A 24,774-nucleotide genomic window follows, 5' to 3' on the forward strand; every position below is an offset into this window, starting at 1 on the left:
CATCGTCCGATAGCAGGAAGGCCGCTCCCATCGGGGCGGCCTTTTTCGTTGGCGGGATCAGCCGGCCTGGGCCGAGCGCTTGGCAAATTGCGCCAGCTGCGCCGAATGCGCGTGGTGGTGGCCGCTCTCGCTGCTTTCCATCTCGCGGTGCATCGCGGCGAGTGCTTCGGGGTTGAGGTCCAGCCCGAGCCTGGAATACGTTCGCGCGATTTCGCTTTCCCAATCGGCGTTGAGGTTATCGAAGTGCAGGCGGGCAATCGGACCTGACCAGCCATCGAGCGCTGCCGCCATGCGGGCTTCGCGCAGCGCCAGCTTGCGTCGCCACTCGGCCTCGATCCAGCCGAGATCGCAATTGTCGCACTGGATCGCCATCTGGTTGGCGACCAGCGAGACCGCGCTGCGCAGCACCGCTTCGAGCCTGCGCTCGGCGATCACCAGCCGCGCGTTCGGGAACTGGGCAAGCAGCGTTGCGAGATCTTCCGAGAATGCCGGGACCTTGAGCACGCGCGGCTTGTCGGCGAGCCCGCGATGCGCGGCGTCGGTCTTTAGCATCCGGGCGAATTCGCGATATACCGGCGCAGGCTCGCGAGCTTCGCTGAAAGCCGAATAGGACGGAATACGCCACTGCGATTCGTAGATCGAATGGTTGAGCGCCGCCGCGATCCAGCCCAATTCTTCCTCGACTTCGCCGCTCGCCATCGGGTGGATCACATCGATCCACGGATTGATCCGGCGCATCATCATCAGGTCGATCGCGCCCTTCATCCGCCGCATGTCCGGGAAGCTCGGCACCGGATGCGAAGCGTCGCAATACCGGGTCGCCGAATGCGCGGGATCGGCGGCGAGCAGCTTGTGCACGCGGGTCGTGCCGCTGCGCATGTGGCCGATGACGATGATCGGCGGGGCCAGCCTCGTTGCGAGCAGTTCGGGCCGGTCCATCCACAGCGCGCCGAAGCGCAGGCGGTTGCGGATCACGCGCACCAATTGCCCCCAGGCCATCGCCCGGCCGAGCGGGTTGAGATCGGCTTCGGCTTCGATCGCCTTCGTGAGCCGTTCGAGCCGCAGGCGGAAATCGGCGACGTCGTCCGGCTGGCGTCCGGCGATCTCGGCATCTGCGGCTTGGTCGCCGAGTGGCTTTGCCGCCGCCGTCCACAGCTCTTCTGCATCCAGAGATGGCGGGGGGAGCCAACGTCTGTCCCAAGCCTGCCGTAACCAGCCGTTCGCCTTGTCGACGATCGGCGCGCGGGCCAGCGGATGCGGGCGTTCGGGCAGGCTGGAAATTGCTCGCGACGCCATCAGAACTGATCCGCCACATTCATCAGCTTCGTAAGCCGCGCAGGCGCGACGCTCCGCCAGCTGCGTTCAAGCCATTCGCTTACGTGTTCCCAATCGACCCCCGGACGGTTGAGGATCAGCCCGACCCAGCCGCTCGCGCCATAATAGGCAGGTTTGAAATAGACCTCGGGCTGCGTCTCGACGAGGCCCATCAATTCGTCGATCCCGCTCGTCTTGACCAGCACGGCAATGTGCTCGCTGCCGTGATGCTGGTCGTTGAAATGCGCGAAGAACTTGCCCGATTTCTCGGTCCCGACTCGAAAGCCCGGCGATCCGTGGCTTTCGCGTGCGTGGGTTTCGGGCAGAGCCAGTGCGAGCTCTTGCACGCGCTGGTAGAGATATCCGGCATCGTAGCCGCGCGAGACGTAATCGGAGACCGCGCGCGGATAGAGCTGGTGCTCGGCGAACTTCACGCGCTCGGCGAGGCTTGCGGGCGTTTCGCCCGTACGGATCGCGACCTTCGCCTGCGCCAGCACTTCGCCAGCGTCGAGCTCGGGCGTGACGATATGCACGCTTGCACCGCCATGGCTGTCGCCCGCGTCGATGGCGCGCCTGTTCGTATCGAGCCCCTTGTACTTGGGCAGAAGCGAAGGATGGATATTGAGAATGCGGCCCTCCCAGCGGCGCACGAATTCGTCAGAGAGAATGCGCATATAGCCGGCCAAAACCAAATATTCCGTTCCCGCGTCGACCAGCGCGGCCTCCATCGCGGCGTCGTGTTCCTCGCGCGAGTGGCCCATGTGCGAATGGACGAAGGTGGCGATGCCTTCCGCCTCGGCGATGTCGAGCCCGGCCGCATCGGCTTTATTGCTGGCGACGAGGACGACTTCGTAGGCGGCGTTGTCGAGCAGGCTGGCATAAAGCAGCGCGGCCATGTTGGTGCCGCTGCCGGAGATGAAGATAGCGACCTTTGCCTTACGCAAGGTGGACCGCCTCCCAGCCTTCCTTGGCGCTCCACGTGCCTTGCGATCCGCGCACGGTGCAGCCGCGCTCGCCCGCTTCTATCGTGCCGATCCGCAAAACGGCCTCGCCTTCTTCGGCGAGCCGCGCGGTGATCTCTTCAGCCTTGTGAGCATCCACCGCGAGCACCATCCCGACGCCGCAGTTGAAGGTCCGCGCCATCTCGCCCGGTTCGATGTTCCCCTGCGCCTGCAGAAACGCCATCAGGCGCGGCTGCTCCCACGCATCGGCATCGACCACCGCATGCGCGCCCTTGGGCAGGATGCGCGGAATATTCTCGAGCAATCCGCCCCCGGTAATGTGCGCAAGGCCGTTCACCAGACCCGCGCGGATCAGCGGCAGCAGGCTCTTCACGTAAATGCGAGTCGGTTCGATCAGAGCATCGATCAGCAGCCGCTCCTGATCGAACAGGGCGGGGCGGTCGAGCTTCCAACCGAAATCGGCCGCCAGCCTGCGCACCAGCGAATAGCCGTTCGAATGGACACCCGAGGAGGTGAGCCCGAGCAGGACATTGCCCGGCGCAACCTTGTCGCCGGTCAATTGCTCACCGCGCTCGACCGCGCCGACACAAAAGCCTGCGAGGTCATAATCGCCATCGGCATACATGCCCGGCATTTCCGCCGTCTCGCCGCCGATCAGCGCGCATCCGGCCTGTTTGCAGCCCTCGGCTATCCCGGCGATCACGCGCTCGGCAACCCCGTTTTCCAGTCGCCCGGTAGCGAAGTAATCGAGGAAGAACAGCGGCTCGGCACCTTGCACTATCAGGTCGTTGACGCACATGGCGACAAGGTCGATCCCGACGGTATCGTGCCGGTCATGATCGATCGCGAGCTTGAGCTTGGTCCCGACGCCATCGTTGGCCGCGACCAGCAGCGGGTCCTCGTATCCCGCCGCCTTGGGGTCGAAGAAGCCGCCGAATCCGCCGAGTTCGCTGGTCGCGCCGGGCCGCGCGGTGGCTTTCGCCAGCGGCGCGATTGCCTTCACCAGCGCGTTGCCGGCATCGATCGAAACGCCTGCATCGGCGTAGGTGTAGCCTGCGGCGGCGTTTTTGCCGCTTGAACCGGTGTCAGACATCATACAATCCCCAGCCTCATGCCCACCCCTCTAGCCTTTCCTGCTTGGAATTCCACGCCGGTTTGGGCAAAAGGCCGCTGATTTCCCCGATGGCTGCTACGATCACCCATTCCGGCCCTGCCAAAGAGGCCTCCAAGCGCGCCACCGCCCCAGCGTGGCTGCGGCGTTGGAGTGCGGCGTTGATCGCGGTCGCCTTGCTCGGCGGAGCCTACCTGGTGGTTGCGCAGGTTTCGGGTGATCGCGGGATCGCGCCAACCGCCTCGAGCGCCGACGTCGAAGTGCGCGGGATCGAGGTCGATATCCGCGCGGATAGCGGCGAGGAAGCCCGACAGGAAGCCTGGAAGCGCGCGCAGCGGCTCGCGTGGCAAAAGCTCGATGGTCCTCCGGTTTCCGACAGCCAGCTTTCGGGCATGGTCTCCTCGATCGTGATCCAGCGCGAACGGATCGGGCCGAAACGCTACGTTGCGACGCTCGGCGTGGTCTTCGATCGCCAGCGCGCCGCACGCTATCTCGGTGGTGCCACGCAAGGGCGATCCTCTGCGCCGATGATGCTGATTCCGGTGACGGTGCGCGCCGGTACCTACACCACGTTCGAAATGCGCAATCCATGGCAGCGCGCCTGGGCGGAGTTCAATCCCGGCACCAGCAGGATCGACTACGTCCGCCCAACCGGCGCAGGCGGAGACTCGCTGCTGCTTACTTATGGCCAGACCGGAAGGCGCAGCCGTGCATGGTGGAGCTCGACGCTTGACCAGTACGGGGCTGCGGATGTCCTCATTCCGATTGCCACGCTCGATCATCAGTTTCCCGGCGGCCCCGTCAACGGGACCTTCACGGCGCGCTACGGGCCGGACAACCGCGTGCTCGAGAGCTTCGAGCTGGACGCGGACAGCCCGGCGAGCCTGCCCGACATGCTGACCCAGGCGGTCGAGCGGATGGATGCGATCTACCAGCGCGCGCTCGAAGACGGCAAGCTGCGGCCCGATCCCACGCTGAGGGTCGGCGGATCCGGCGAGATCGATCCCGCGCTCCAGCGGCTGATCGAAATCGGCAGGGCAATCCGCGCCCGCGACGCGGCGGCCGCAGAGGGCGCCACCGTTGCGACCGGGGAGCCGGGCGCCGAACAAACCACGCCGCCGCCGGCTGCTGCGGTGGTGCGCAGTTTCGTCGTCCAGTTCGCTTCTCCCGATGCCGCGACCTTCGATGGCGCGCTTTCGGGTGTGCGCGGCACTCCGGGCGTTCGCGGCGTTGCGGTCACGAGCACGGCGATGGGCGGAACGTCGGTGATGAGCGTGAGCTATGGCGGTTCGATCGACGAGCTCGCAGCGGCGTTGCGGGCGCGCGGCTTCAACGTCACCCAGGGGGCGAACGCGCTCGCCATTAGCCGCTAAGGCCGCCGCTATGGCCAAGGACGCCAACCGATCGACCCAGATAGCTTTGCCGTTGGCCCCGCGAGATGGGCGCGAGGCGCAACGCATCGTCGTCGGCAATGCCAATGCGGATGTTATCGAAGCGTTGCGCAATCCGGCGCGCTGGCCGTTTCACACCGCCGTGCTGACCGGCCCGCCGCGCTCCGGCAAGTCGCTGATCGGGCGTTGGGCCGAAGGGCACGGCGTGGCCGTGATCGACGGCGCGGATAAGATCGACGAAACCGAGCTGTTCCATCGCTGGAACGCCAGCCAGAAAGGTGGGTCGAAGTCCGGCGAGCCGCTGCTTTTGATCGCCGATGCGCAGCCGTGGGAGATTGCCTTGCCGGACCTCCGATCACGGCTTGGTGGCTCGCTGCAACTCGAAATCGGCGAACCGGACGACGAGATGGCGGCGGAGTTGATCCATGCTCATGCCGAACAGCGTGCGCTCTCCTTGGCCGATGGTGCGGTGGAGTATCTCGTGCCGCGCACGGAGCGCAGTTTTGCTGCGCTGGAGAAGCTGGTTGCGACGATCGATCGCATCAGTCTTGAACGGCAGGCCCCCGCCACCATGTCGGTATGGCGCTCCGCGCTGGAAGCTTTGCAAGGGCCCGAACAACAAAAGCTGTTCTAGTGCCAGCTTGCATCACACCGGTTTTGGTGGGAGAAAAATGCCATGTTCGACGGTCTGAAGAGCTATCTGGACTCGATCCAAGCACGCGATCCCGCACCGCGTTCGCGTTGGGAAGTCCTTTTATATCCAGGTGTTTGGGCGCTGTTCTTCCACCGGATTGCGCACTGGCTGTTCGATGCCAAGCTGTATTTCCTGGCGCGCTTCGTGAACCATTTTTCGCGGATGATCACCGCCATCGACATCCATCCGGGCGCGACCATCGGCAAGAATTTTTTCATCGATCACGGCTTCACCGTAATCGGGGAGACCGCCGAAATCGGCGATAATGTGACGATTTACCAGTGCGTCACCTTGGGCGGGACCAACCCGACCAACGGGATCGGCGGAAAGCGCCACCCGACCCTCGAAGACAACGTGATCATCGGCTCGGGCGCGCAGATCATCGGCCCGATCACCGTAGGCGAACGTGGGCGCGTGGGTGCCAATGCGGTGGTGATGGAGGATGTCCCCGCCGGCGCGACCATGGTCGGCGTGAAAGCCCGTTCGACGCTGGTTCCGGCGGAAGACTGGGCCAAGGAATTCATTCCCTACGGCACCGTTCCGCAGTGCGAGGATGCCGAAGGCAACCGGGTCGATTGCATCGAGAAGCTCGAAGGCGAGCTTGCGGCCCTGAAAGCGGATCTGGCTGCACTCAAGGCCGAGCGTCAGTCGGAGGAAAAGTCCGCGGAGCAGGCCTCGCTCGATCTCGATCCCAAGAAGAGCGGGACGGGTAGCTGATGAGTTCCGGCATGGGGCCGGGAGCGCCCGGACAGGTCGTTGCATTTCCCGGAAGGGCACAGGGCCAGATCGGGTTCGAACGGGATGAATTGCAGCGGATCCTCGACCTCTATGGCCGCATGGTCGCTGCCGGCCAGTGGCGCGACTATGCGATGGATTTCGACAAGCACGCGGCGACGTTTGCCGCGTTTCGCCGCACCGCCGAGCGTCCGCAGGCGCGGGTGGAGAAACGCCCGGCGCTACGCAACAAGCAGGGCATGTGGACGCTGTTCGGCGAACACGGCCAGATCCTCAAACGGGGGCATGAGCTCGCGGGTGTGCTGGCCCCGATGGAGCGCCGCCTGCTCAAGGCCGTCGACGACGACTGAGCGCGGCGGCGCGCTCCCGTCAGGCCGGAGTGGCAGCGGGTGCGGCCAAGGCCACATCGCTGGTCGCGGGCAGCCTTTGTTGGAGATTCTCGGGTAGGGCCGAGACCACGCTGCGGCGGATCGGCTGCCAGAAGGCCGAGAGGCTGAGCAGCGCGGAGCCGATCACCAGTGCGGTCAGCGCGAAATTCAGCTCCACCGCGCCGAATTCACGGAACAGGAAGGTGAGCGCAAACAGCACGTAGGCGAGAGCCGAAACCAGCAGCGCCCGGCGGTCGATCGCCAGCGCAAGCAGGCCGAACCCGATATAGACCGCGACCACTCCGATCGCCGCGCCGACGCCGATATTGTCGCCGTCGGTCACACCGATCAGCGAGAAGATCGGGTGCGCGATCATCGGTGCTGCCAGCAGGTGCAGCCAGAAGGCGACATCGCTGCGTCGCGTGGTGCGCTCGAGGTCCGTCACATCCCAGCGCATGGCAAAAGCGAACACGCCGAGACCGGCGACGAACACCAGCGCGAGGATGACGTCCGGGTTGAGGTCGCGCGGGCCGAGACCGGCAACGATAAGCGCGATGACGGTCGCGGCGATGGCAGCCGCTCCCGCAGCGACAGTGATCGGCACCATGAAGCGTCGCCAGTGGATAAACGCACCGCCTGCGGCAACGAGCGCCGCGAGGGAAATCAGCACCGCGCCAAGCTGGTCATTGCCGCGTTCGACGATGCCGACCGCGACGCCCAGCACGGTGGCAAAGGTTCCGCCGACGAACGCCAGCAGCAGCAGGATCGATGGCAGTGCCATGCGGCGCTTGCGCGTGAAGAATTCGGCGAGGGGCCATGCGGCTGCGGCCACGAACAGGCCGGAGAGCGAGATCTGCCACGCCTGCTTGATGTTGTTGGCCTCGCGCCAGGCAGCCAATTGTGCCTCGGTTGCCGGGGGATTCTGCTGCATGAGTTGAAGGAAATCTTCAGCCGGGGCAACGATGCCGGCAATCGCCTGTCCGATCGCTCCGACAGCAAGCAGCAGGATGACGATCCCGATGCTGACGAAGATGTCGTTGAAGCTGTTGATGAGCCGGAAATCTTCTTCCGACGACCGCGGCAGTTCGCGCACGCGGGTCATGTAGGTGCGGAATTCCTTCGCGGACTCGGCGCTGAGCGCGCCCGCCGCCACCGCGGAATTGATGTCGTCTTCGCTGTACATCGAAATTCTCCCTGTTGCGCGGGAAAGTAGGCAAGGTGTATTACTGTGTCAATACGCCACGATGCTTGCGTGTGCCGATCACGATCAGTCCTGCGCCCAGCGCTAGGTCCACACCGAGGCAGAACGGCGGATACCAGCCTGGTAATCCAGCCGCTTCACCCGCCAGCAAATCATATATTCCGTGCGCTGCGAGCGCGAACCCCACGCCTGCGGGCCAAATTCGTCTGGAAAGGAGCCCGGCTGCCATGAAGGCACAGGCAATTGCGACTTCGATAAGGATCGCTCGCACATCGCCGGTGGCCAGGCGCGCACCGACATAGATTGCGACGATGATGCCCAAGCCGATATTGGCGGTCTCGAAGATCGTCTTGGGTGCCAGGCGCCAATGCAGGAGCAGTACGGCTAGTGCCGGAACCGCTCCTGCGAACGCATAGAGCGCGAAGTGCGCCAAGCCATTACCCGCGCGCGCTGCTCGGACCGGTGCCGGTCACCTTCTGCATTGCCTTGAGGATATTGGCGCTCTGCTCGCTCCCGCTCTGCGGTGCGGTGAGGTTCGAGAATTCGCTGATCTTGGCCCAGTTCTCGGCGAAGCCTTCGACCGTGCGCTCGCCTTCGGGCAGCCACACGGCATCGTTCATCACGGTCCATGCCGAGTGGTAACCACCCGCACCCGCGCCGACGATGGCGTTGGTCGGGGCGTCTTCGCTGACAAGGAAGAGCGCAGCCGGGACTACGTTCACCGGGTCGAACAGCTTGAAGGCTTCTTCGGGGAAGAGGTCTTCGGTCATGCGCGTGCCTGCGACGGGCGAGAGCGTGTTGACCTTGATGTTGTACTTCGCGCCCTCGAGCTGGAGCGTCTTTGTGAGGCCCGCAAGGCCGAGCTTGGCGGCGCCATAGTTCGCCTGGCCGAAATTGCCGAACAGGCCGGTCGAGGAAGCGGTCATCAGCACGCGGCCATAGGCCTGCTCGCGGAAGGTTTCCCAGCAGGCCTTGGTGACGAAGGCCGAGCCGGTGAGGTGCACCTTGAGCACGAATTCGAAATCGGCCGGGTCCATCTTGGCGAAGGTCTTGTCGCGCAGCACGCCGGCATTGTTGATGAGCACGTGCACGCCGCCCCATTTCTGCTTGGCGTCGGCGACCATCTTTTCCATCTGCTCGTATTCGGTGACCGAGCCGCCGTTCGACATCGCTTCGCCGCCCATCTTCTCGATTTCCTCGACGACCTGCAGCGCCATGTCCGAATGGCCGGTGCCATCGCGTGAGCCGCCGAGATCGTTGACCACGACCTTCGCGCCGCGGCGGGCGAGTTCGAGCGCGTATTCGCGGCCCAGACCGCCGCCTGCGCCGGTCACGATTGCTACCTTGTCCTTGAAATCGATGCTCATGATGGTTCTCCTGTCCGAATGCGGCGTATGGCTTCCTTGGCTTTACGCTCGCGTAAACTTTGACGGGCGCTGGGTGGCAGGAATCGTGCTGTGTTGCAACAGCGTGCTTTGCCTGCCCCGCGCGCCGTAGGGTCAGGCGAACCGATTACAGCGTTTCAAGGGCGGGAATGAGGCGATCGAGCGAATCGATCACAGCATCGGCGCCAAGCTCGTGTGGCGGCTTGTCGCAATAGCCATAGGCCGCTGCGATCACGGGCACCCCCGCTGCGCGTGCGGCCTTCACGTCGTAGGTCGAGTCCCCGATGAAAGCCAAGCGGTCCGCACCGCAGCGTTTCTGCGCTTCGAACAACGGATCGGGGTGCGGTTTCGAGATGTAGCGCCCGTCTGCACCCTTGCCGAGGCTGTTGCCGCCGATCACGGTTTCGAACGGGTCGATGAAATCGAGCTGGGTGAGGATGGAACGGGCGAAATCCTCGAACTTGTTGGTCACGACTGCCAGTCGGACGCCTCGTCCGGCGAGCTCCGCTACCACTTCGCGAGCGTGGGCATAGGGCTGCGAATGCACGGCGTTGTGCTCCGCGTAATAGGCCAGCATCTGCTTGTAGAGCGCGCGGAAATCGTCGCCTTCGGGTCCGCCGGGCATACCGCCTTGCGCCTCGACCGCTTGGGCGAGCATGATCTTCGCTCCGCCGCCGATCAGATCCTTGCTGGAATCGACCGGAACCGGGTCGAACCCGCCAAGTTCGAGTGCATGGTTCACCGCCGCGCCGAGATCGCGAAAAGTATCGAGCAGGGTGCCGTCGAGATCGAAGCCGACAGCGTCGAAGGGAAAATCAGCCATGGCGGGCGCGGTGCAGGATGCGACTTCAATCTGCAAGCGTTTGGTGCCATGTGGCGCATATGACCGATTTTGCCGCCATCATCCTTGCCGCGGGCAAGGGCACCCGCATGAAAAGCGACCTGCACAAGGTGCTGCACCCGATCGCGGGCAAGCCGATGCTGATGCACCTGCTCGACAGCCTGGCGGAGTTGGAGCCGCAGCGCACGGTGGTAGTGGTCGGCGACAAGCGCGCACAGCTGGACGAGGCACTCGAGGGGCGCGATATCGCCACGGCGTTGCAGGACCCGCAGCTAGGCACCGCGCACGCCGCACTGCAGGCGAAAGAAGCGCTCGCGGGCTTTTCGGGCAATATCCTGGTGTGCTTCGGCGATGTGCCGATGGTAACCGCACAAACGGTGCGCAAGCTGATCGCCGCACTTGATGGCGGGGCCAAAGTCGCAGTCCTGGGTTTTCGACCCGCAGATGCGCTTGCCTATGGCCGGATCCTTGCCGATGGTGACGGGACCGTGCGCAAGATGGTCGAGTTCAAGGACGCGACCGAACGCGAGAAGAAGACCCGCCTGTGCAATTCGGGTCTGATTGTCGCGCATTCCGACGACATGTGGCCGCTTCTCGACGCAGTCGATAACGACAACGCTCAGGGCGAATACTACCTCCCCGACGTCGCCACCGGAGCGATCGCGCGCGGGGACAAGGTAGTCGTGGTTGAAACCGATCCAGAAGAAGTCGCCGGGATCAACTCGCGTGCCGAACTTGCCGCGGTCGAAGCGCATTGGCAGGCGTCCAAGCGCGACGAGGCGATGGCCGGCGGCGCGAGCCTCACGGCGCCAGATACGGTGTTCTTTAGCTGGGATACCGAGTTGGGCCGCGATGTGGTGGTTGAACCCAATGTTGTGTTCGGCCCCGGCGTGAAAATCGCCGACGGCGTCCATATCAAGGCGTTCTGCCACATCGAGGGCGCGACCATTGCCAGCGGCGCGCAAGTCGGGCCGTTCGCGCGGTTGCGCCCCGGCGCGGTGATGGAAGAAGACAGCTTCGTCGGCAATTTCGTCGAGATGAAGAAGGCGGTGCTCGGAAAAGGCGCAAAAGCCAGCCACCTTTCCTACATCGGCGATGCGACCGTGGGCGAGAAGGCCAACATCGGCGCGGGCACGATCACCTGCAATTACGACGGCTATTTCAAATACCAGACGGTAATCGGCGATCGCGCTTTCATCGGGTCGAACAGCGCACTGGTCGCGCCGGTTACCATCGGCGCGGATGCGATCGTCGCGGCAGGTTCGACCGTCAGCCGCGATGTCGGTGCGGGCGACCTGCGCATGGTGCGCGGCGAGCAGATCGTGAAAGACGGCTGGGCCGACCGCTTTCACGACGCGATGAAAAAGAAGAAAGCGGCGGCGAAGAAGGACAAGTGAGCGAGGAAACGCTCACCTGCTGGCTGTGCGGGCGCGGGTTCGAGACACGCATCCAGCGGCACCATCCGGTGCCCAAGGCGAAGAAGGGGCGCGGCACGGTTCCCGTCCACCCGATCTGCCACAAGACGATCCACGCCAATTTCACCAATTCGCAGCTGGCGCGGCTCGGGGACGATCCCGAGGCTTTGCGCGAGAATCCTGCCATCGCGAAATTCGTCGACTGGGTGAGCGGCAAGCCGCCCGACTTCCACGCACCCACGCGGCGTTGACCGGCCCGTCCGGGAACCATTGGGCCCCGTAGCTGCTGATAGTTCGAGAGACACTGTCAGGAGCACACACATGGGTATCGCACGCTGGATCGCAACAGGCGTCGGCATCGCCACAATCGGCGCAGTCGCCGCCTATGCGCAATATCGCGACATCGAGAAGCCGGCCTACGAAGTCGTGATCGACGAGGACGGGTTCGAACTGCGCCAGTACGCGCCGATGGTAGTCGCGCAGGTGACGCACACGGGTACACGCCGTCAGGCACGCGGGGCGAGTTTCCGTCGCCTTGCCGCTTACATCTTCGGCGAAGACCGGCCCGCTGGCGGCGAGGACATCGCCATGACTTCGCCGGTGATTACCGAGAAGGTCGACCAGAACGAGAAGATCGCGATGACCTCCCCCGTGATGACGGAGAATACCGGGGGAGACACATGGCGCATGCGGTTCGTCATGCCCGCCAAGTACACGCTAGAAACGCTGCCGGAGGCTCCGGCGGATATCACCCTCACCGAAGTGCCGGGTCGGCGCATGGCGGCGGTGCGTTTCAACGGAAACGCTCGCGATGCCGATCTGGAGGCGATGGAAAAGCTGCTGCGCGACTGGATCGGACGGAAAGACCTGACGCCCGTCGGTGGCGCGGAGTACGCGTTCTACGATGCCCCGATGGTGCCGGGGCCGCTCAGGCGCAACGAAGTGATGATCGAAGTGGCGGCCGAATAGGAGACTTGGTCGTTCAGGGGGAATTCGGCCGCCGCTTCGGGGTACCGCTCACGCGTCTTCGAGCGTGCGCTTCTGTGCCGGCTTGCGTCCGGTGTCACGCTCCCACTGTTCGAACTCGCTGCGGCTCAGGAGATACCGCTCGCGGGCTTCATGGAAGCTGATGACGCGGTCGTGCACGGCTTGCACGACGTCGGCTTTTTTCGATTTCGACCAATAGACGCGGTGCGACTTGGGCAGGCCGTACTGCTTGATCACATCGGCGATGGAAAGATCCCTGGGGTATGTCACGTTCTGTACTCCTTCATGTCGAGCCCCGTTTTCACAACGCCCTCTGTTGCGTGAGTGAAGGATCGCGATTTTGGACTTAATGCGGAGCTACCAAGCATGGTTAATTCCGCGTTGACGCCGCCTTGCGTTTTCGGCGTGCGACGAAGCGAGTGCAAACTGTCGGTTTGTTTTACACCCTGAAATTCCAGCAGAAAAAAGGGCGACCCGATTGCGGGCCGCCCTTCATTTTCGCGTGACTGCGACTCGGTTCAACCGCCGGTGTTTTCATCCATCAGCTGCTGCATGAGATAGACGTATTGCAGCGCCTGAAGCTTGGCGCGCTGCTCGTTGTCGACGCCGCCGGAGTGCCCGCCGACCGTGTCCTCGAAGTAGTAATAGGGCTGGCCGAGCTTCTTGAGCTTCGCCGCACCTTTGCGCGCATGCGCCGGATGGGTGCGGTCGTCGGCAGTCGAGGCCCACAGGAACGGGGTGGGGTAATCCACGCCCTCGACGATCTTCTGGTAGGGCGAATAGCCTTCGATCCACTCACGCTGTTCCGGGATACGCGGGTCGCCATATTCGCCGATCCACGACGCGCCGCGTCCGATCAGGTGATAGCGCAGCATGTCGAACAGCGGGATCTGGACGATCGCCGCACCGAACAGGTCGGGGCGCTGGGTGAAGGCCGTCCCGACCAGCAGGCCGCCTTGCGAGCCGCCCTGGATGCCGAGGTGCTCGGGGCTCGTGAAGCCCTTGTCGACCAGATCCTGCCCCACGGCGATGAAATCGTCCCAGGTGCGCTGCTTGTTCTCGCGGATCGCGGTCTGGTGCCAGTTCGGCCCGAATTCGCCACCGCCGCGCAGGTTGGCGAGCACATAGGCGCCGCCATTCTCGAGCCACAGCTTGCCGGTTGATCCGAGATAGCCGGGCAGGCGCGGGATCTGGAACCCGCCATAGCCGGTCATCAACGTGGCGGTGGTGCCGTCCATATCCATGCCCTTGGGCTTGACTATGAAATAGGGGATCCTGGTCCCGTCCCTGCTCGTCGCCTCGTGCTGTTCGACTTCCATTCCGGCCTTGTCGAAATAGCTCGGGCTGGTCTTGATTACGCGCGGTGCGGCGGTCCCGTCCGAGTAGTAAAGCGTTGTCGGATTGAGGAAATCGGTGACCGTGAACATGATCTGGTCGGTTTCGTCGGACGAGGCAGCTATGCCGACGGTGGCGTTGTCGGGCAGCTCGACCTCTTCGCTGACCCACGCTCCTTCGACATAGTTGAACTGCAGCACCTTGCCGACGACATTGTCCAGCATCCCGACGAACAGCGCGTTGCCTGTGATCGAGCCGCCGCGCTTGGTCTGCCGCTCGCCCGGAGCCCACACCAGTGTCTTTGTGGCGCCGTTGGGGTCGGCCTTCCATTCCTCAAGATCGACCGCGATCAGGCTGTCGGCGGGAAAAGTCTGGCCGTCCACCTCCCAGTCGACATCGGTCGAATAGAGCAGGTGCCCGTCGACGATGCCGTAGGGGTTCGCTTTCTTCGGGATGTCGAGCTCGATCCACTCGCTGTCCTTTTCGACGTAGTAGACGCTTTCGTGGAAGCTGACGCCGCGGAATGCGGTGCGCGCGTGGATATAACCGGTGTTGTCGCGCAGCAGGCTCGCGCCCGCCCACACATCGGTGGGCTCGCCGCGGAAGATTTCGGGCGCATCGGCAAGGTCGGTGCCGCGCGTCCAGACGCGGCTGGTGAAGGGATATTCGCTTTCGGTCAGCGTGCCTTCGCCGAAATCGCGACCGACCAGCAGCGTGTCCTCGTCGATCCAGCTGATCCCGCCCTGGCTCTTCTCCTCGATCGCGAAGCCGCCTTCGACGAACTGTTTGGTCGAGGTGTCGAATTCGCGCATGATGGTCGCGTCTTCACCGCCGTCGCTCAAAGCGATCATGCACTTGGTGAGGGCGGGCGGCAGGCAGGTCGAACCCTTGTAGACCCATTCCTTGCCTTCTTCAGCGGCCAGCGCGTCGATATCGAGCACGGTCTCCCATTCGGGCTCGTCGGTCTGGTAGCTTTCCAGCGTCGTGCGGCGGAGCAGGCCCTTCGGGTTCTCCTTGTCCTGCCAGAAATTGTAGAGCCCGTCCGGACGGAAGCTCACATAGGGGATGCGATCTTCGCTGTCGTAGATCTCCAGCGCCTCGGCTTTGAGCTGCTCGAAGCGCGGATCGGTTTCGAGTGCGGCAAGTGTGCGCTCGTTCTCGTTCTCGACCCATTCGAGGGCCTCCTCGCTGCGCGCTTCCTCAAGCCAGATGTAGGGATCCTGTTCGGGGCCGGGGATGCCATCGGCGGGCGCTTCGGCCTTGTGGTCGTCGGCGTTTGCGCCGCTAGCAGCGGTGATCGTCATGGCAGCGCCCAGTGCCAAAGCAATTGCTCGTGTGGAAACAAGTTTCAAATGTCCTCTCCTTGGGGGGAAATGCATGATCGGAATGTGGCGGTGAAGGGTGCGAATGTGAAGGGAAATCCAATGAAAAAGGGCGGCGCCACATCTGCTGTGGAGCCGCCCTGTCATGTTTCTTGCCGTGGTGCCCAAGCTTACGCTTCGACATGCTCCGCCAGCACGGTGAGGCCGTTTTCACCGACTTCGGCAAAGCCGCCGCGAACCTCGATCATCTCGGGCGCGGCGCCGTCGCTCTTGTAGACCTGCACCGCACCGTCGCGGATGGTCGACATGAACGGCGCGTGGCCTTCGAGCACGCCGAATTCGCCTTCGGTGCCGGGGACGACGACCATGTGGACGTCTTCCGAGCGGACCAGCTTGGCCGGGGTTACGAGTTCGAAGTGGAGGGCCACTGTCTTACGCGTCCTCGGCCAGCTTCTTGGCCTTCTCGACTGCCATGTCGATGCCGCCGACCATGTAGAAGGCCTGCTCGGGCAGGTGGTCGTATTCGCCCTCGACGACAGCCTTGAACGATTTGATCGTGTCTTCGAGCTGGACGAAGATTCCGTCGATGCCGGTGAAGACTTCGGCGACGTGGAACGGCTGCGAGAGGAAGCGCTGGATCTTGCGCGCACGCGCAACGGTCAGCTTGTCCTCTTCCGAAAGCTCGTCCATGCCGAGAATGGCGATGATGTCCTGCAGCGACTTGTACTTCTGCAGCGTTTCCTGAACCTTACGAGCGGTTTCGTAGTGCTCCTGACCGACGACACGCGGTTCGAGAACGCGGCTGGTCGAGTCCAGCGGGTCCACCGCCGGATAGATGCCGAGTTCCGAGATGGCGCGCGACAGGGTCGTCGTTGCGTCAAGGTGGGCAAACGAGGTGGCCGGGGCCGGGTCGGTAAGGTCGTCCGCCGGAACGTAGATCGCCTGAACCGAAGTGATCGAGCCCTTGTTGGTCGAGGTGATGCGTTCCTGCAGGTTGCCCATGTCGGTCGACAGGGTCGGCTGGTAGCCCACCGCCGAAGGAATTCGGCCGAGCAGTGCCGACACTTCCGAACCCGCCTGGGTGAAGCGGAAGATGTTGTCGACGAAGAACAGCACGTCCTGGCCTTCTTCGTCGCGGAAATATTCCGCCATGGTCAGGCCCGACAGAGCCACGCGTGCGCGGGCGCCCGGAGGCTCGTTCATCTGGCCGAAGACCAGCGCCACTTTGGACCCTTCGCTTGTGGCGACGCCGTTTTCGTCCTTCTGGATAACACCGGCGTCGAGGAATTCATGGTAGAGATCGTTACCTTCGCGGGTACGCTCACCGACGCCTGCGAACACGGACACGCCGCCGTGGCCCTTCGCGATGTTGTTGATCAGCTCCTGAATGAGCACGGTCTTGCCCACGCCGGCGCCGCCGAACAGGCCGATCTTGCCGCCCTTTGCATACGGTGCGAGCAGGTCGATCACCTTGATCCCGGTGACGAGGATGGCGGCTTCGGTCGACTGGTCGACAAAGGCCGGGGCCTCGGCGTGGATCGGGGCGGTCTTTTCTGCGCCGACAGGGCCCAGCTCGTCGATCGGCTGCCCGATGACGTTCATGATCCGGCCGAGCGTCTTGGGTCCGACCGGGACGCTGATCTGCGCGCCGGTGTTGACGACTTCCTGGCCGCGCACGAGGCCGTCGGTGCCGTCCATCGCAATGGTGCGGACGGTGTTTTCGCCGAGGTGCTGTGCGACTTCGAGAACGAGCGTCTTGTCCTGGTTCTTGGTTTCAAGCGCGGTGAGGATCGCCGGCAGTTCGCCTTCGAACTGCACGTCGACGACAGCGCCGATGACCTGGCTGATCGTGCCGTTGGTGGTCTGGTTAAGGGCAGGTGCGGTGGCCATTATAGTGTTCCTGTCAGATAATTATGAGCGCGGGGGGCTGTTACTCGGCAGCTTCCGCGTCGGTAGTCATGTCGGCTTGCAGGTTGGCGCGTTCGAGCGCGCCGCAAAAATCGGGTTCATCGACGATGGCCCATGCTGCGTCATTCTGCGCCAAAGTCATGGTCCGCTCGGTGCCTTCGGGGTCCTGCGCGAACGCATATGTGCAGCTGAATTCGGTGCCGAGCTCGTCGGCAACGCAGGTTGCATTGCTCACGCGGGCGCGCAGGGTTGGGCAGGCGGTGTCGAGCGCGGCCTGTACATTGGCAAGCTCGGGCGCGGCGCCGTCGCCGGCAGCATTGTCGTCGGGGCTGAGATCGGCCGAAACCGTTTCGGGCGCGAGGTCAGCGGTGTCTTCACCGGTCGGTTCGGAGCACGCTGCAATGCTGGCCCCAAGCGCGGTTGCGGCGGCAAATGCGATAAGCTTCTTCATAGTGCTTCAGCTCCTGCGATAATCTCGATCAGTTCGGTGGTGATCGCGGCCTGGCGGCTGCGGTTGTATTCTTTGTTGAGGTCCTTGATGAGCTCGCCGGCGTTGCGGGTCGCGTTGTCCATCGCGGTCATCGAGGCGCCTTGCTCGGATGCTTCGCGTTCGAGCAAGGCGCCGAACAGCTGCGTCTTCACATAGCGCGGGAGCAGCTCTTCGAGGATTTCCTCTTCGCCCGGTTCGTATTCGACCACGGCATCGCTGTCCTCTGTCTCCTCGGGAGTGGGAACCGGGATCAGCTGGTTCACGGTCGGGTCCTGCACCAGCGCCGACTTGAATGTTGGGTAAATCAGGTGCGCGACATCGAACTTGCCGTTCTCGTACATCTCGATCAGCTCGTTCGCGATCGCATCGGCTTCGTCGAAACCGGGCGTCTTCACTTTGGACGTGTCGAAATGGGTGCCGATCTTGTCGGCATATTCGCGTTTGAGCGGCGCGCGGCCCTTTTTGCCGACGAGATAGAATTCGACTTCCTTGCCTTCGGCAAGCAGCGCCTGCGCCTTGGCCTTGGCGGCCTTGACGATGTTCGAGTTGAGACCGCCGCACAGGCCCTTGTCGGTGTTCACGACAACCAGCAGGTTGCGCTTGTCCGATCCCGTGCCTGCCAGCAGCTTCGGTGCGTTGTCGCCCGAAACCTTGCCCGCGAGGCTGGCCATGACGGCAGCGAGCCGTTCGGCGTAGGGGCGCGCTGCCTCGGCAGCCGACTGTGCACGGCGCAGCTTGGCCGCCGCGACCATCTGCTTGGCCTTGGTGATCTTCTGGGTCGACTTGACCGAGTTGATCCGACCTTTGAGTTCCTTGAGTGAGGGCACTGGGTGCGCTCCTTACGCGAACTGCTTGGCGAAGGTTTCGAGCGCGGCGACCACACTCGCCTTGGTGTCGTCCTCGAACTTTCCGGTGTCGCGGATCGTCTTGAGCACGTCGGCGTGTTCGCTGCGGAAGAACGCCAGCATCTGCTCTTCGTATTCGTTGACGCGCTCGACCGGGATCGAATCGATAAAGCCGTTGGTGCCGGCAAAGATCGACACGGTCTGCTCTTCGAACGGCATCGGCGAGAACTGCGGCTGCTTGAGCAGCTCGGTCAGGCGCGCACCGCGGTTGAGCAGCTTCTGCGTCGCGGCGTCGAGGTCCGAGCCGAACTGCGCGAAGGCGGCCATTTCGCGATACTGGGCGAGGTCGAGCTTCATCGAGCCCGAGACTTTCTTCATTGCCTTGGTCTGGGCAGCACCGCCGACACGGCTCACCGAAAGGCCGACGTTAATCGCCGGACGAACGCCCTGATAGAACAAGTCGGTTTCGAGGAAGATCTGGCCGTCGGTGATCGAGATCACGTTGGTCGGGATATAGGCCGACACGTCGCCCGCCTGCGTTTCGATGATCGGCAGCGCAGTGAGCGAACCCGAGCCATTGTCGGCGTTCATCTTCGCCGCGCGCTCGAGCAGGCGGCTGTGGAGATAGAACACGTCGCCCGGATAGGCTTCGCGGCCCGGCGGGCGGCGCAGCAGCAGCGACATCTGGCGGTAGGCGACAGCCTGCTTGGAAAGGTCGTCATACACGATCACGGCGTGCATGCCGTTGTCGCGGAAGAATTCGCCCATCGCGCAGCCGGTGTAGGGCGCGAGGTACTGCAGCGGCGCAGGCTCCGAAGCGGTCGCGGCGATGACGATGGAATATTCCATTGCGCCGTTTTCTTCGAGCTGTTTCACGATCTGCGCGACGGTCGAACGCTTCTGGCCGACCGCGACATAGACGCAATACAGCTTCTTCGATTCATCGTCGCTTTCGTTGACACCCTTCTGGTTGATGAAGGTGTCGATCGCGACGGCGGTCTTGCCGGTCTGGCGGTCGCCGATGATGAGTTCGCGCTGGCCGCGACCCACGGGAACGAGCGCGTCGATCGCCTTGAGGCCCGACTGCACCGGCTCGCTGACCGACTCACGCGGGATGATGCCCGGCGCCTTCACTTCGACGCGGCTGCGTTCGGTCGTTTCGATCGGGCCCTTGCCGTCGATCGGGTTGCCCAGAGCATCGACCACGCGGCCCAGCAGGCCTTTGCCGACCGGCACGTCCACGATGGTTTCGGTGCGCTTGACGGTGTCGCCTTCCTTGATCTCGGCGTCCGAGCCGAAGATCACGACGCCGACATTGTCGGCTTCGAGGTTCAGCGCCATGCCCTGAACACCGTTGGCGAATTCGACCATCTCGCCGGCCTGCACTTTGTCGAGGCCGTGGATGCGGGCGATCCCGTCACCCACGCTCAGCACGGAACCAACTTCGCTGACTTGCGCTTCGGTGCCGAAATTGGCGATCTGGTCCTTGATGACCTTCGAGATTTCTGCGGCGCGGATTTCCATGTGTGTAGTCCTTTAGGCCTTCATTGGGCGTATTATACGGCTGACGCCTTCATCGATTGGGCGAGAGAATTGAGACGGGTGCGGATCGAGGCGTCGATGCGCTGCGACCCGATGGTGACGACGAGACCGCCGAGCAGGTCGGGGTCGACGTCGGCTGAAAGCATGACAGTGCGGCCTTCGCGGGCCGTCAGTTTGCTCTTGAGCTCGGCCAGCTGGCTGTCGCTCAAGGGGTGCGCGCTGGTAACCGTCGCGGTCACCTCGCCGCGCTGGGCAGCGGCGATCGCCTTGAACGCGGCGATCATGCCAGGCAGTGCCGAGAGGCGACGGTTTTCAGCGAGCACGCCAAGGAATCGGGTGGTGAGATCGGACATCTCGAGCAGCTTCGCCACTGCGGCAATCGCTTCGCCCTGAGCGGCGCGCGAAAGCTCGGGATTGGTGGTGGCCGCACGCAGATCGTCCGATTCGCCGAGCGCTTCGCTCAGCTTGCCGAGATCGGATTCGACGGCGGTCACCGTCCCCGCTTCGCTTGCGAGTTCGAACAGGGCTGAGGCGTAACGGCCTGCAAGGCTGGCCTGTATACCGGCGGAAATATCCACGCGCTTCGATGTCCTTCAGGAGCTTCGAGAATTAACGATGCATCGCCTCGAAAATGGAGGTCCGTAAAGGGGTCTCCGGCAAGGCTGGCGCGCGCCTAGCAATGTCTTTCCGATTCCGCAAGCGAAGGAGGGGTGAATTATGGACATCATCTCTTGCTTGATGCAGAACCTTCCAGGTGGGTTAAAACGCCCCCGGGAGAGGAATGATGGAGATGACTCCGATGGCCCCCAAGTGCGGGGTCGAGATTTCGGGTGTGTCGCTGGCCGATTGCAGCGACGCCGAAATGGATGAGATCAAGCAGGCAATCTACGAACACGGGGTGGCGGTATTCCGCGACCAGGACTTCTCGCCTGAGGACCACATCCGCTTCGGAAAGCGCTGGGGCGGGATCGACATCAACAACTACTTCCCGCTGCAACAGGACTATCAGGAAATCGCGGTGGTCAAGAAAGAGGCCGACCAGCAGACCAATATCGGCGGGGATTGGCACACCGACCATTCCTACGACCAGATCCCGGCGATGGGCTCGGTCCTTGTCGCGCGCGAGCTGCCTCCGAGCGGAGGCGATACGATGTGGGCGCATATGGGCGCGGCCTACGATGCCCTGCCCGACGATGTGAAGGCCGAGATCGAGAACCTCGAAGCGTTCCACACCGCCGATCACATATACAAGGCCGATGGCCTGTATGCGCAGACCGACATGGGCCGCGATCTGCGCGGGCATGATCTCAAGACCGGCGCCGTGCACCCCGTGGTGATCCGCCACCCGCAGACCGGGCGCAAACTGCTCTATGTCAACCGGGCCTTCACGATCCACTTCGTCGGCCAGACGCGCGAGCAAAGCCTGCCGCTGCTCCAGAAGCTGTTCGATGCCGCGTTGACCGAAGACAATCAGTGCCGCCTGCAATGGAAGCCCGGGACGATTGCGATCTGGGACAACCGCACGACCTGGCACAACGCGATCAACGACTATCAGGGCCACCGCCGCGAGATGCACCGCATCACGCTGAGCGGAGAGGCGCTCGCCGCCTAGTCTTTCGGGCTATCGGTTCTCGCAGGTGTAGATCAGCCGCTCGTTGGGCTGGTCTGGCAGTTGCGAGAGCACATCGGCTTGCATCTCGCCAAGCCGGTCCGCGGCATTGATCGCCCCGCAGGTCGGGGGATCGTAGGACTGGCGCGTATCGCGGGCGAGCGCCATGCCGTTGCGCCCGATCAGATAGCGTTCGATCCGGTATTCGCGCGCATCGGAGTCGATCTGGTTGATCGATACGACAGCCTCTTCGTTGGGAACGAACACCCGCGACCACCGCGCGCCCTCGCGCCCGTACTGGGTCCGACCGTTGACGCATCCATCCGCATCCCATTCGAACTCGACATCGCGGTCCGGGTCGCTCGTGATCCGGCTGCGGTCGAGGTCGAGCGTGCAGGTGAGCTTTCCGGCGGCGAGCGGCCCGTTGCCTGCGCTTTCTCCTTCGCTGTCTCCGCCGAGCGCAGCAGCGAGCCGGTCCTCTACTTCGGAATTGCCCGGGCGCGTGATCCAGGCGAGGCCTGCGCCGATGATCGCGACCCCGGCGATCCCTGCGAAGACATAGACCCGCGATCCGGATGAGCGTCGCTGGCGTGCCTGCGCCGCGAAGAAACCCCCTGCGGCGGCAATCAGCAAAAGCACTGCCGCAAGCGCCATCATGTTCTCGCGTTCCTCGCGGACGTCTTCCTCGATCTCGTCGCGGAGCTGCTCGGTCTCGGCCTCGCGCTCGGCCCGAGCGGCAGCGGCCTGCGCCTGCGCCGCCTCGCGGCGCTCGGCCTCGGCCCGTTCGATATCGGCGAGGCTGCGGCATTCGATATCGGTCGTGGCGGCTTCGACATCGTTGGCACGCAGGAACGGCATCAGTTCGCGGTTGGAGATCGCAAAGTAGAATTCGCCTTCACCTTGCCGCGAGAGGGTCACCGCCCGGTTGACGCCGAGCACCCGCCCGCAATCGTCGACCAGCGGACCGCCCGAATTGCCCCCGGCGATATCAGCCGAATGGAGGATCGATGCCGTGCCGCGCAGATCGCGCTGCCCGGACACGAAACCGCGCGTCTTGACCGGAGGCTGTGCCGCGACCCAGTCGCGGATCGAGCCGCTCAGCGCGCGGTCGACCACGCCTGGATACCCTAGCGCCACCACTTCATTGTCGTCGGCGACGAAATTGGTGCGCAGGACGAGCGGCGGCAGCCGCAATTCGTCGACCAGCTCAAGCAGCGCAAGATCGTTGGCGCGGTCGATCGCCACGACTCTTGCACGGGAGGCGCCATCGCCTTCTGACGGGATCACCACCACCAGCATGTTCTGGCGTCGCGCAGCATCCTCGACCACATGCGCGTTGGTGACGAGCATTGTCGAAGTGACTGCAAAGCCGGTCCCGTGGCCCATGAATTGAGGTCGCTCGTCTTTCATCCCGACGAGCACAACGCGGGCCACTCCGCGGGAGGCGGCATCGATGTCTCCCGGGTCGGCCGCGAGCCGCGAGGGAGCAAGCGCCATCAGGCAAAGGGCGAACAGGAAGAGCAGGCGAGACATGCCGTGCACTGTATGCGGCATTTCGTTCGCACTTCAAGCACCGCTGAACGGGCTTCGACAGGAAGATTCGTGCGGCTTACTGTTCTCCGCCGCCGACGGCTGTGGCAGAAGCCGTGCAAGTATAGACCAGCCGTTCGTTGGGCCGGTCGGGCAATTGAGCGAGCACCGCCGATTGCTGCTCGCCCAGAATGCGTGCGCCATCGAGCACGCCGCAGGCCGGAGGCGTATAGGCCGAGCGCACGTCGCGCGCGCCCTGCATCGCGTCGCGGTTCAGCAGGTAGCGATCAGTGCGGAAGATGCGGGTTTGCGGATCGTAGGTGTTGACCGAAACCGCCGCCTCGTCGTTGGGCACGAACACGCGGGTCCATTCGCCGTTGGTCATGCCGTATTGGGTCCGCCCGTTGACGCACCCGTCGGCGGCCCAGTCGAATTGAACGTCGTCGGTTCGCGCACCGGTCACGCGGCTGCGTTCGGGGACGAGGGTGCAGATCAGCGTGCCGTCGCCCGCCAGCGAGACCGGCTGGACGGCGCTTTCGTCGCCTGAGCCCTCGAGTTCCTCGAGCGCTGCCGCAACACGATCCTCGATCTCGCTGTAGCCGGGGCGGGTCAGCCACACGAGCACCGTCCCGATCGCAGCAATGCCGGCAACCCCCGCGGCCATCATGGCTCGGCTCTGGGCGAGGGGGTTCGCTTCCGGATCGGCGCGATACTGGGCCCGCAACTGCGTTGCTGCATAACCCGCGCCGATCCCCACCAGCAGCAGGACCAGAGCAAGCGCCATCGCATTGTCGCGCTCTTCCATCACTTCGAGTTGCGCCGCCATCCGTGCATCGGCCTTCGCCTCGCGCAGCGCATCCTCGCGCGCCTCGATCTTGGCGCGGGCGTCGGCCCGCTCGGCATCGAAGCGGGCCCGCTCGGCGGCGTTGAGTTCCTCGATCGAGCGGCAGGGCAGGGCATTGGTCTGGGGCTCGATCGAATTGTCGCGCAGGAACGGAAGCAATTCGCGCAGGCTCACCGCGAAATAGAATTCGGCATCCGATCCGTCCGAATCTGCTCCGAAAGAATTGACTCCGAGCACCCTCCCGCACCCGTCGAGCAGCGGCCCGCCCGAATTGCCCCGCGCGATGGGCGCGGTGTGGAGGATCGTATCGAATTGGCGACTCGGGCGCTCGCCCGACAGGAAGCCGCGACTCTTGACCGGCGGCTGGGCATCGAAAATGTCGCTGATCTCCAGCCCCTGAGCGAGATCGACATTCATCGGGTAGCCGACCGCAGAGACTTCACCCATGGTTCCGTTCACGCCGCCGGCAATCGAAAGCGGCGGCAGCCGCAAACTGGAATCGACGATTTCGATCAGCGCCAAGTCGTTGCGCGGGCTGACGGCAACCGGGCGGGCGAACGCGCTCTCCGCGCCTTCGCTGGGCACGATGCCGATCCGCAGCGTATCGTCTTGCAGCGCTTCGCGAATGACGTGGGCGTTGGTCACGATCTTCGTAGGAGTGACGGCAAAGCCGCTGCCGTGGGTGACGGGGACGAGCTCCTCGCCATTCTGGCTGACGAGCACGACACGGACCACGCCCCGTGCCGCGGCGGCGACATCGCCTTCATCGGCGGCTGCCGGGATCGCGAGCGCGGCGAGCAGCAGCACGACGAGCGCGAACGCGGCTTTTCCGCGCGATTTCAGCAGGCTCGTTAAACTTTGCGCCATGTCGAGCGGTGTAATCACTTGCCCTTGCCCTTGCCCTTGCCGCAGCACGCGGCAATGATGAATGGGTTTCATGGCCGG

General features: G+C 63.9%; 25 protein-coding genes. 8 read left to right on the forward strand and 17 right to left on the reverse strand.

The features are described from left to right. Positions 1–57 precede the first annotated feature (57 nt). The 3 genes from ACI5KX_RS06285 to purM are packed head-to-tail and all read right to left on the reverse strand — an operon-like array spanning position 58 to position 3,372. Entirely contained in the window at positions 58–1,296 is a 1,239-nt protein-coding gene (locus ACI5KX_RS06285) for a sulfotransferase (protein ID WP_406809819.1), read from the reverse strand. Continuing rightward, on the reverse strand, positions 1,296–2,258 hold the full coding sequence (purN, locus tag ACI5KX_RS06290; RefSeq protein ID WP_406809820.1) for a phosphoribosylglycinamide formyltransferase: 963 nt from the start codon (positions 2,256–2,258) through the stop codon (positions 1,296–1,298). The genes ACI5KX_RS06285 and purN overlap by 1 nt, the downstream gene beginning before the upstream one ends. Next, positions 2,251–3,372, reverse strand: coding sequence for a phosphoribosylformylglycinamidine cyclo-ligase (gene purM / locus ACI5KX_RS06295; RefSeq protein ID WP_406809821.1), 1,122 nt, complete (start codon positions 3,370–3,372; stop codon positions 2,251–2,253). Before purM ends, purN begins: the two co-directional genes overlap by 8 nt. A gap of 86 nt (positions 3,373–3,458) precedes the next feature. Here purM and ACI5KX_RS06300 point away from each other — a divergent pair, with 86 nt between their 5' ends. From ACI5KX_RS06300 to ACI5KX_RS06315, 4 genes are read left to right on the forward strand one after another with little or no spacing between them, the layout of a single operon-like run. Beyond that, the gene (locus ACI5KX_RS06300) at positions 3,459–4,760 is read left to right on the forward strand and encodes a heavy-metal-associated domain-containing protein (protein ID WP_406809822.1); all 1,302 of its coding nucleotides are present in this window, start codon (positions 3,459–3,461) and stop codon (positions 4,758–4,760) included. A 10-nt stretch (positions 4,761–4,770) separates the two neighbouring features. After that, positions 4,771–5,412, forward strand: coding sequence for an HdaA/DnaA family protein (locus tag ACI5KX_RS06305; protein WP_406809823.1), 642 nt, complete (start codon positions 4,771–4,773; stop codon positions 5,410–5,412). Positions 5,413–5,454: 42 nt separating this feature from the next. Further along, positions 5,455–6,189 carry a serine O-acetyltransferase EpsC gene (epsC, locus tag ACI5KX_RS06310; RefSeq protein ID WP_406809824.1) on the forward strand — a complete coding sequence of 245 codons (735 nt, stop codon included), beginning with the start codon at positions 5,455–5,457 and terminating at the stop codon, positions 6,187–6,189. Next, positions 6,189–6,557 carry a DUF2794 domain-containing protein gene (locus ACI5KX_RS06315; RefSeq protein WP_406809825.1) on the forward strand — a complete coding sequence of 123 codons (369 nt, stop codon included), beginning with the start codon at positions 6,189–6,191 and terminating at the stop codon, positions 6,555–6,557. Before epsC ends, ACI5KX_RS06315 begins: the two co-directional genes overlap by 1 nt. Before the next feature lie 19 nt (positions 6,558–6,576). On the opposite strand, the gene ACI5KX_RS06320 is transcribed toward ACI5KX_RS06315, so the two are convergent. The 4 genes from ACI5KX_RS06320 to ACI5KX_RS06335 all read right to left on the reverse strand — a co-directional run bounded on the left by ACI5KX_RS06320 (position 6,577) and on the right by ACI5KX_RS06335 (position 9,984). Continuing rightward, entirely contained in the window at positions 6,577–7,758 is a 1,182-nt protein-coding gene (locus tag ACI5KX_RS06320; protein ID WP_406809826.1) for a hypothetical protein, read from the reverse strand. A 40-nt stretch (positions 7,759–7,798) separates the two neighbouring features. After that, positions 7,799–8,209 carry a hypothetical protein gene (locus ACI5KX_RS06325; RefSeq protein ID WP_406809827.1) on the reverse strand — a complete coding sequence of 137 codons (411 nt, stop codon included), beginning with the start codon at positions 8,207–8,209 and terminating at the stop codon, positions 7,799–7,801. Positions 8,210–8,213: 4 nt separating this feature from the next. After that, positions 8,214–9,143: an SDR family NAD(P)-dependent oxidoreductase gene (locus ACI5KX_RS06330; RefSeq protein ID WP_406809828.1), complete on the reverse strand. Its 930-nt coding sequence runs from the start codon at positions 9,141–9,143 to the stop codon at positions 8,214–8,216. Between the two features lie 145 nt (positions 9,144–9,288). Next, complete coding sequence (locus tag ACI5KX_RS06335; RefSeq protein ID WP_406809829.1) at positions 9,289–9,984, reverse strand: HAD-IA family hydrolase; 696 nt, start codon at positions 9,982–9,984, stop codon at positions 9,289–9,291. A 59-nt stretch (positions 9,985–10,043) separates the two neighbouring features. Between ACI5KX_RS06335 and glmU the strand changes: the two genes are divergently transcribed. The 3 genes from glmU (at position 10,044) to ACI5KX_RS06350 (ending at position 12,386) form a co-directional block, all read left to right on the forward strand. Further along, positions 10,044–11,399 (forward strand): bifunctional UDP-N-acetylglucosamine diphosphorylase/glucosamine-1-phosphate N-acetyltransferase GlmU, encoded by a 1,356-nt coding sequence (glmU, locus tag ACI5KX_RS06340; protein ID WP_406809830.1) that lies wholly within the window; start codon positions 10,044–10,046, stop codon positions 11,397–11,399. Further along, the gene (locus tag ACI5KX_RS06345; protein WP_406809831.1) at positions 11,396–11,668 is read left to right on the forward strand and encodes an HNH endonuclease; all 273 of its coding nucleotides are present in this window, start codon (positions 11,396–11,398) and stop codon (positions 11,666–11,668) included. Before glmU ends, ACI5KX_RS06345 begins: the two co-directional genes overlap by 4 nt. Positions 11,669–11,738: 70 nt before the next feature. After that, positions 11,739–12,386 carry an SOUL family heme-binding protein gene (locus tag ACI5KX_RS06350; protein ID WP_406809832.1) on the forward strand — a complete coding sequence of 216 codons (648 nt, stop codon included), beginning with the start codon at positions 11,739–11,741 and terminating at the stop codon, positions 12,384–12,386. A 48-nt stretch (positions 12,387–12,434) separates the two neighbouring features. Here ACI5KX_RS06350 and ACI5KX_RS06355 read toward each other — a convergent pair whose 3' ends face one another. The 8 genes from ACI5KX_RS06355 to ACI5KX_RS06390 form a co-directional block, all read right to left on the reverse strand. Then, the gene (locus ACI5KX_RS06355; protein ID WP_406809833.1) at positions 12,435–12,674 is read right to left on the reverse strand and encodes a DUF1153 domain-containing protein; all 240 of its coding nucleotides are present in this window, start codon (positions 12,672–12,674) and stop codon (positions 12,435–12,437) included. A 248-nt stretch (positions 12,675–12,922) separates the two neighbouring features. Beyond that, positions 12,923–15,043 carry a prolyl oligopeptidase family protein gene (locus ACI5KX_RS06360; protein WP_406809834.1) on the reverse strand — a complete coding sequence of 707 codons (2,121 nt, stop codon included), beginning with the start codon at positions 15,041–15,043 and terminating at the stop codon, positions 12,923–12,925. Between the two features lie 188 nt (positions 15,044–15,231). Continuing rightward, the gene (locus ACI5KX_RS06365; RefSeq protein WP_406809835.1) at positions 15,232–15,489 is read right to left on the reverse strand and encodes an ATP synthase F1 subunit epsilon; all 258 of its coding nucleotides are present in this window, start codon (positions 15,487–15,489) and stop codon (positions 15,232–15,234) included. Positions 15,490–15,493: 4 nt separating this feature from the next. Then, positions 15,494–16,951: a F0F1 ATP synthase subunit beta gene (gene atpD / locus ACI5KX_RS06370; protein ID WP_406809836.1), complete on the reverse strand. Its 1,458-nt coding sequence runs from the start codon at positions 16,949–16,951 to the stop codon at positions 15,494–15,496. Positions 16,952–16,991: 40 nt separating this feature from the next. Continuing rightward, positions 16,992–17,420, reverse strand: coding sequence for a hypothetical protein (locus tag ACI5KX_RS06375; protein ID WP_406809837.1), 429 nt, complete (start codon positions 17,418–17,420; stop codon positions 16,992–16,994). Beyond that, the gene (locus ACI5KX_RS06380; protein ID WP_406809838.1) at positions 17,417–18,286 is read right to left on the reverse strand and encodes a F0F1 ATP synthase subunit gamma; all 870 of its coding nucleotides are present in this window, start codon (positions 18,284–18,286) and stop codon (positions 17,417–17,419) included. The genes ACI5KX_RS06375 and ACI5KX_RS06380 overlap by 4 nt, the downstream gene beginning before the upstream one ends. Positions 18,287–18,298: 12 nt before the next feature. Further along, positions 18,299–19,828 carry a F0F1 ATP synthase subunit alpha gene (atpA, locus tag ACI5KX_RS06385; RefSeq protein ID WP_406809839.1) on the reverse strand — a complete coding sequence of 510 codons (1,530 nt, stop codon included), beginning with the start codon at positions 19,826–19,828 and terminating at the stop codon, positions 18,299–18,301. Positions 19,829–19,860: 32 nt separating this feature from the next. After that, positions 19,861–20,424 (reverse strand): F0F1 ATP synthase subunit delta, encoded by a 564-nt coding sequence (locus ACI5KX_RS06390; RefSeq protein ID WP_406809840.1) that lies wholly within the window; start codon positions 20,422–20,424, stop codon positions 19,861–19,863. Between the two features lie 203 nt (positions 20,425–20,627). On the opposite strand from ACI5KX_RS06390, the gene ACI5KX_RS06395 reads away from it, so the two are divergent. Further along, entirely contained in the window at positions 20,628–21,458 is an 831-nt protein-coding gene (locus ACI5KX_RS06395; RefSeq protein ID WP_406809841.1) for a TauD/TfdA dioxygenase family protein, read from the forward strand. Between the two features lie 9 nt (positions 21,459–21,467). Here ACI5KX_RS06395 and ACI5KX_RS06400 read toward each other — a convergent pair whose 3' ends face one another. Next, a complete protein-coding gene (locus tag ACI5KX_RS06400; protein ID WP_406809842.1) occupies positions 21,468–22,988 on the reverse strand; it encodes a serine protease in 1,521 nt (506 codons plus the stop codon). A gap of 76 nt (positions 22,989–23,064) precedes the next feature. After that, positions 23,065–24,768 (reverse strand): serine protease, encoded by a 1,704-nt coding sequence (locus ACI5KX_RS06405; RefSeq protein WP_406809843.1) that lies wholly within the window; start codon positions 24,766–24,768, stop codon positions 23,065–23,067. Positions 24,769–24,774 lie beyond the last annotated feature (6 nt).

The sequence above is a fragment of the Erythrobacter sp. GH1-10 genome, from assembly GCF_045363165.1.
Taxonomy (GTDB): Bacteria; Pseudomonadota; Alphaproteobacteria; order Sphingomonadales; family Sphingomonadaceae; genus Erythrobacter.

Bases quoted from the DNA above. Each gene is read 5' to 3' on its own strand.
- ACI5KX_RS06285 (WP_406809819.1), bottom strand. From the start codon at position 1,296: ATGGCGTCGCGAGCAATTTCCAGCCTGCCCGAACGCCCGCATCCGCTG.
- purM (WP_406809821.1), bottom strand. From the start codon at position 3,372: ATGATGTCTGACACCGGTTCAAGCGGCAAAAACGCCGCCGCAGGCTAC.
- ACI5KX_RS06300 (WP_406809822.1), top strand. From the start codon at position 3,459: ATGGCTGCTACGATCACCCATTCCGGCCCTGCCAAAGAGGCCTCCAAG.
- ACI5KX_RS06305 (WP_406809823.1), top strand. From the start codon at position 4,771: ATGGCCAAGGACGCCAACCGATCGACCCAGATAGCTTTGCCGTTGGCC.
- epsC (WP_406809824.1), top strand. From the start codon at position 5,455: ATGTTCGACGGTCTGAAGAGCTATCTGGACTCGATCCAAGCACGCGAT.
- ACI5KX_RS06315 (WP_406809825.1), top strand. From the start codon at position 6,189: ATGAGTTCCGGCATGGGGCCGGGAGCGCCCGGACAGGTCGTTGCATTT.
- ACI5KX_RS06320 (WP_406809826.1), bottom strand. From the start codon at position 7,758: ATGTACAGCGAAGACGACATCAATTCCGCGGTGGCGGCGGGCGCGCTC.
- ACI5KX_RS06330 (WP_406809828.1), bottom strand. From the start codon at position 9,143: ATGAGCATCGATTTCAAGGACAAGGTAGCAATCGTGACCGGCGCAGGC.
- ACI5KX_RS06335 (WP_406809829.1), bottom strand. From the start codon at position 9,984: ATGGCTGATTTTCCCTTCGACGCTGTCGGCTTCGATCTCGACGGCACC.
- glmU (WP_406809830.1), top strand. From the start codon at position 10,044: ATGACCGATTTTGCCGCCATCATCCTTGCCGCGGGCAAGGGCACCCGC.
- ACI5KX_RS06350 (WP_406809832.1), top strand. From the start codon at position 11,739: ATGGGTATCGCACGCTGGATCGCAACAGGCGTCGGCATCGCCACAATC.
- ACI5KX_RS06360 (WP_406809834.1), bottom strand. From the start codon at position 15,043: ATGACGATCACCGCTGCTAGCGGCGCAAACGCCGACGACCACAAGGCC.
- atpD (WP_406809836.1), bottom strand. From the start codon at position 16,951: ATGGCCACCGCACCTGCCCTTAACCAGACCACCAACGGCACGATCAGC.
- ACI5KX_RS06375 (WP_406809837.1), bottom strand. From the start codon at position 17,420: ATGAAGAAGCTTATCGCATTTGCCGCCGCAACCGCGCTTGGGGCCAGC.
- atpA (WP_406809839.1), bottom strand. From the start codon at position 19,828: ATGGAAATCCGCGCCGCAGAAATCTCGAAGGTCATCAAGGACCAGATC.
- ACI5KX_RS06395 (WP_406809841.1), top strand. From the start codon at position 20,628: ATGATGGAGATGACTCCGATGGCCCCCAAGTGCGGGGTCGAGATTTCG.
- ACI5KX_RS06400 (WP_406809842.1), bottom strand. From the start codon at position 22,988: ATGTCTCGCCTGCTCTTCCTGTTCGCCCTTTGCCTGATGGCGCTTGCT.
- ACI5KX_RS06405 (WP_406809843.1), bottom strand. From the start codon at position 24,768: ATGAAACCCATTCATCATTGCCGCGTGCTGCGGCAAGGGCAAGGGCAA.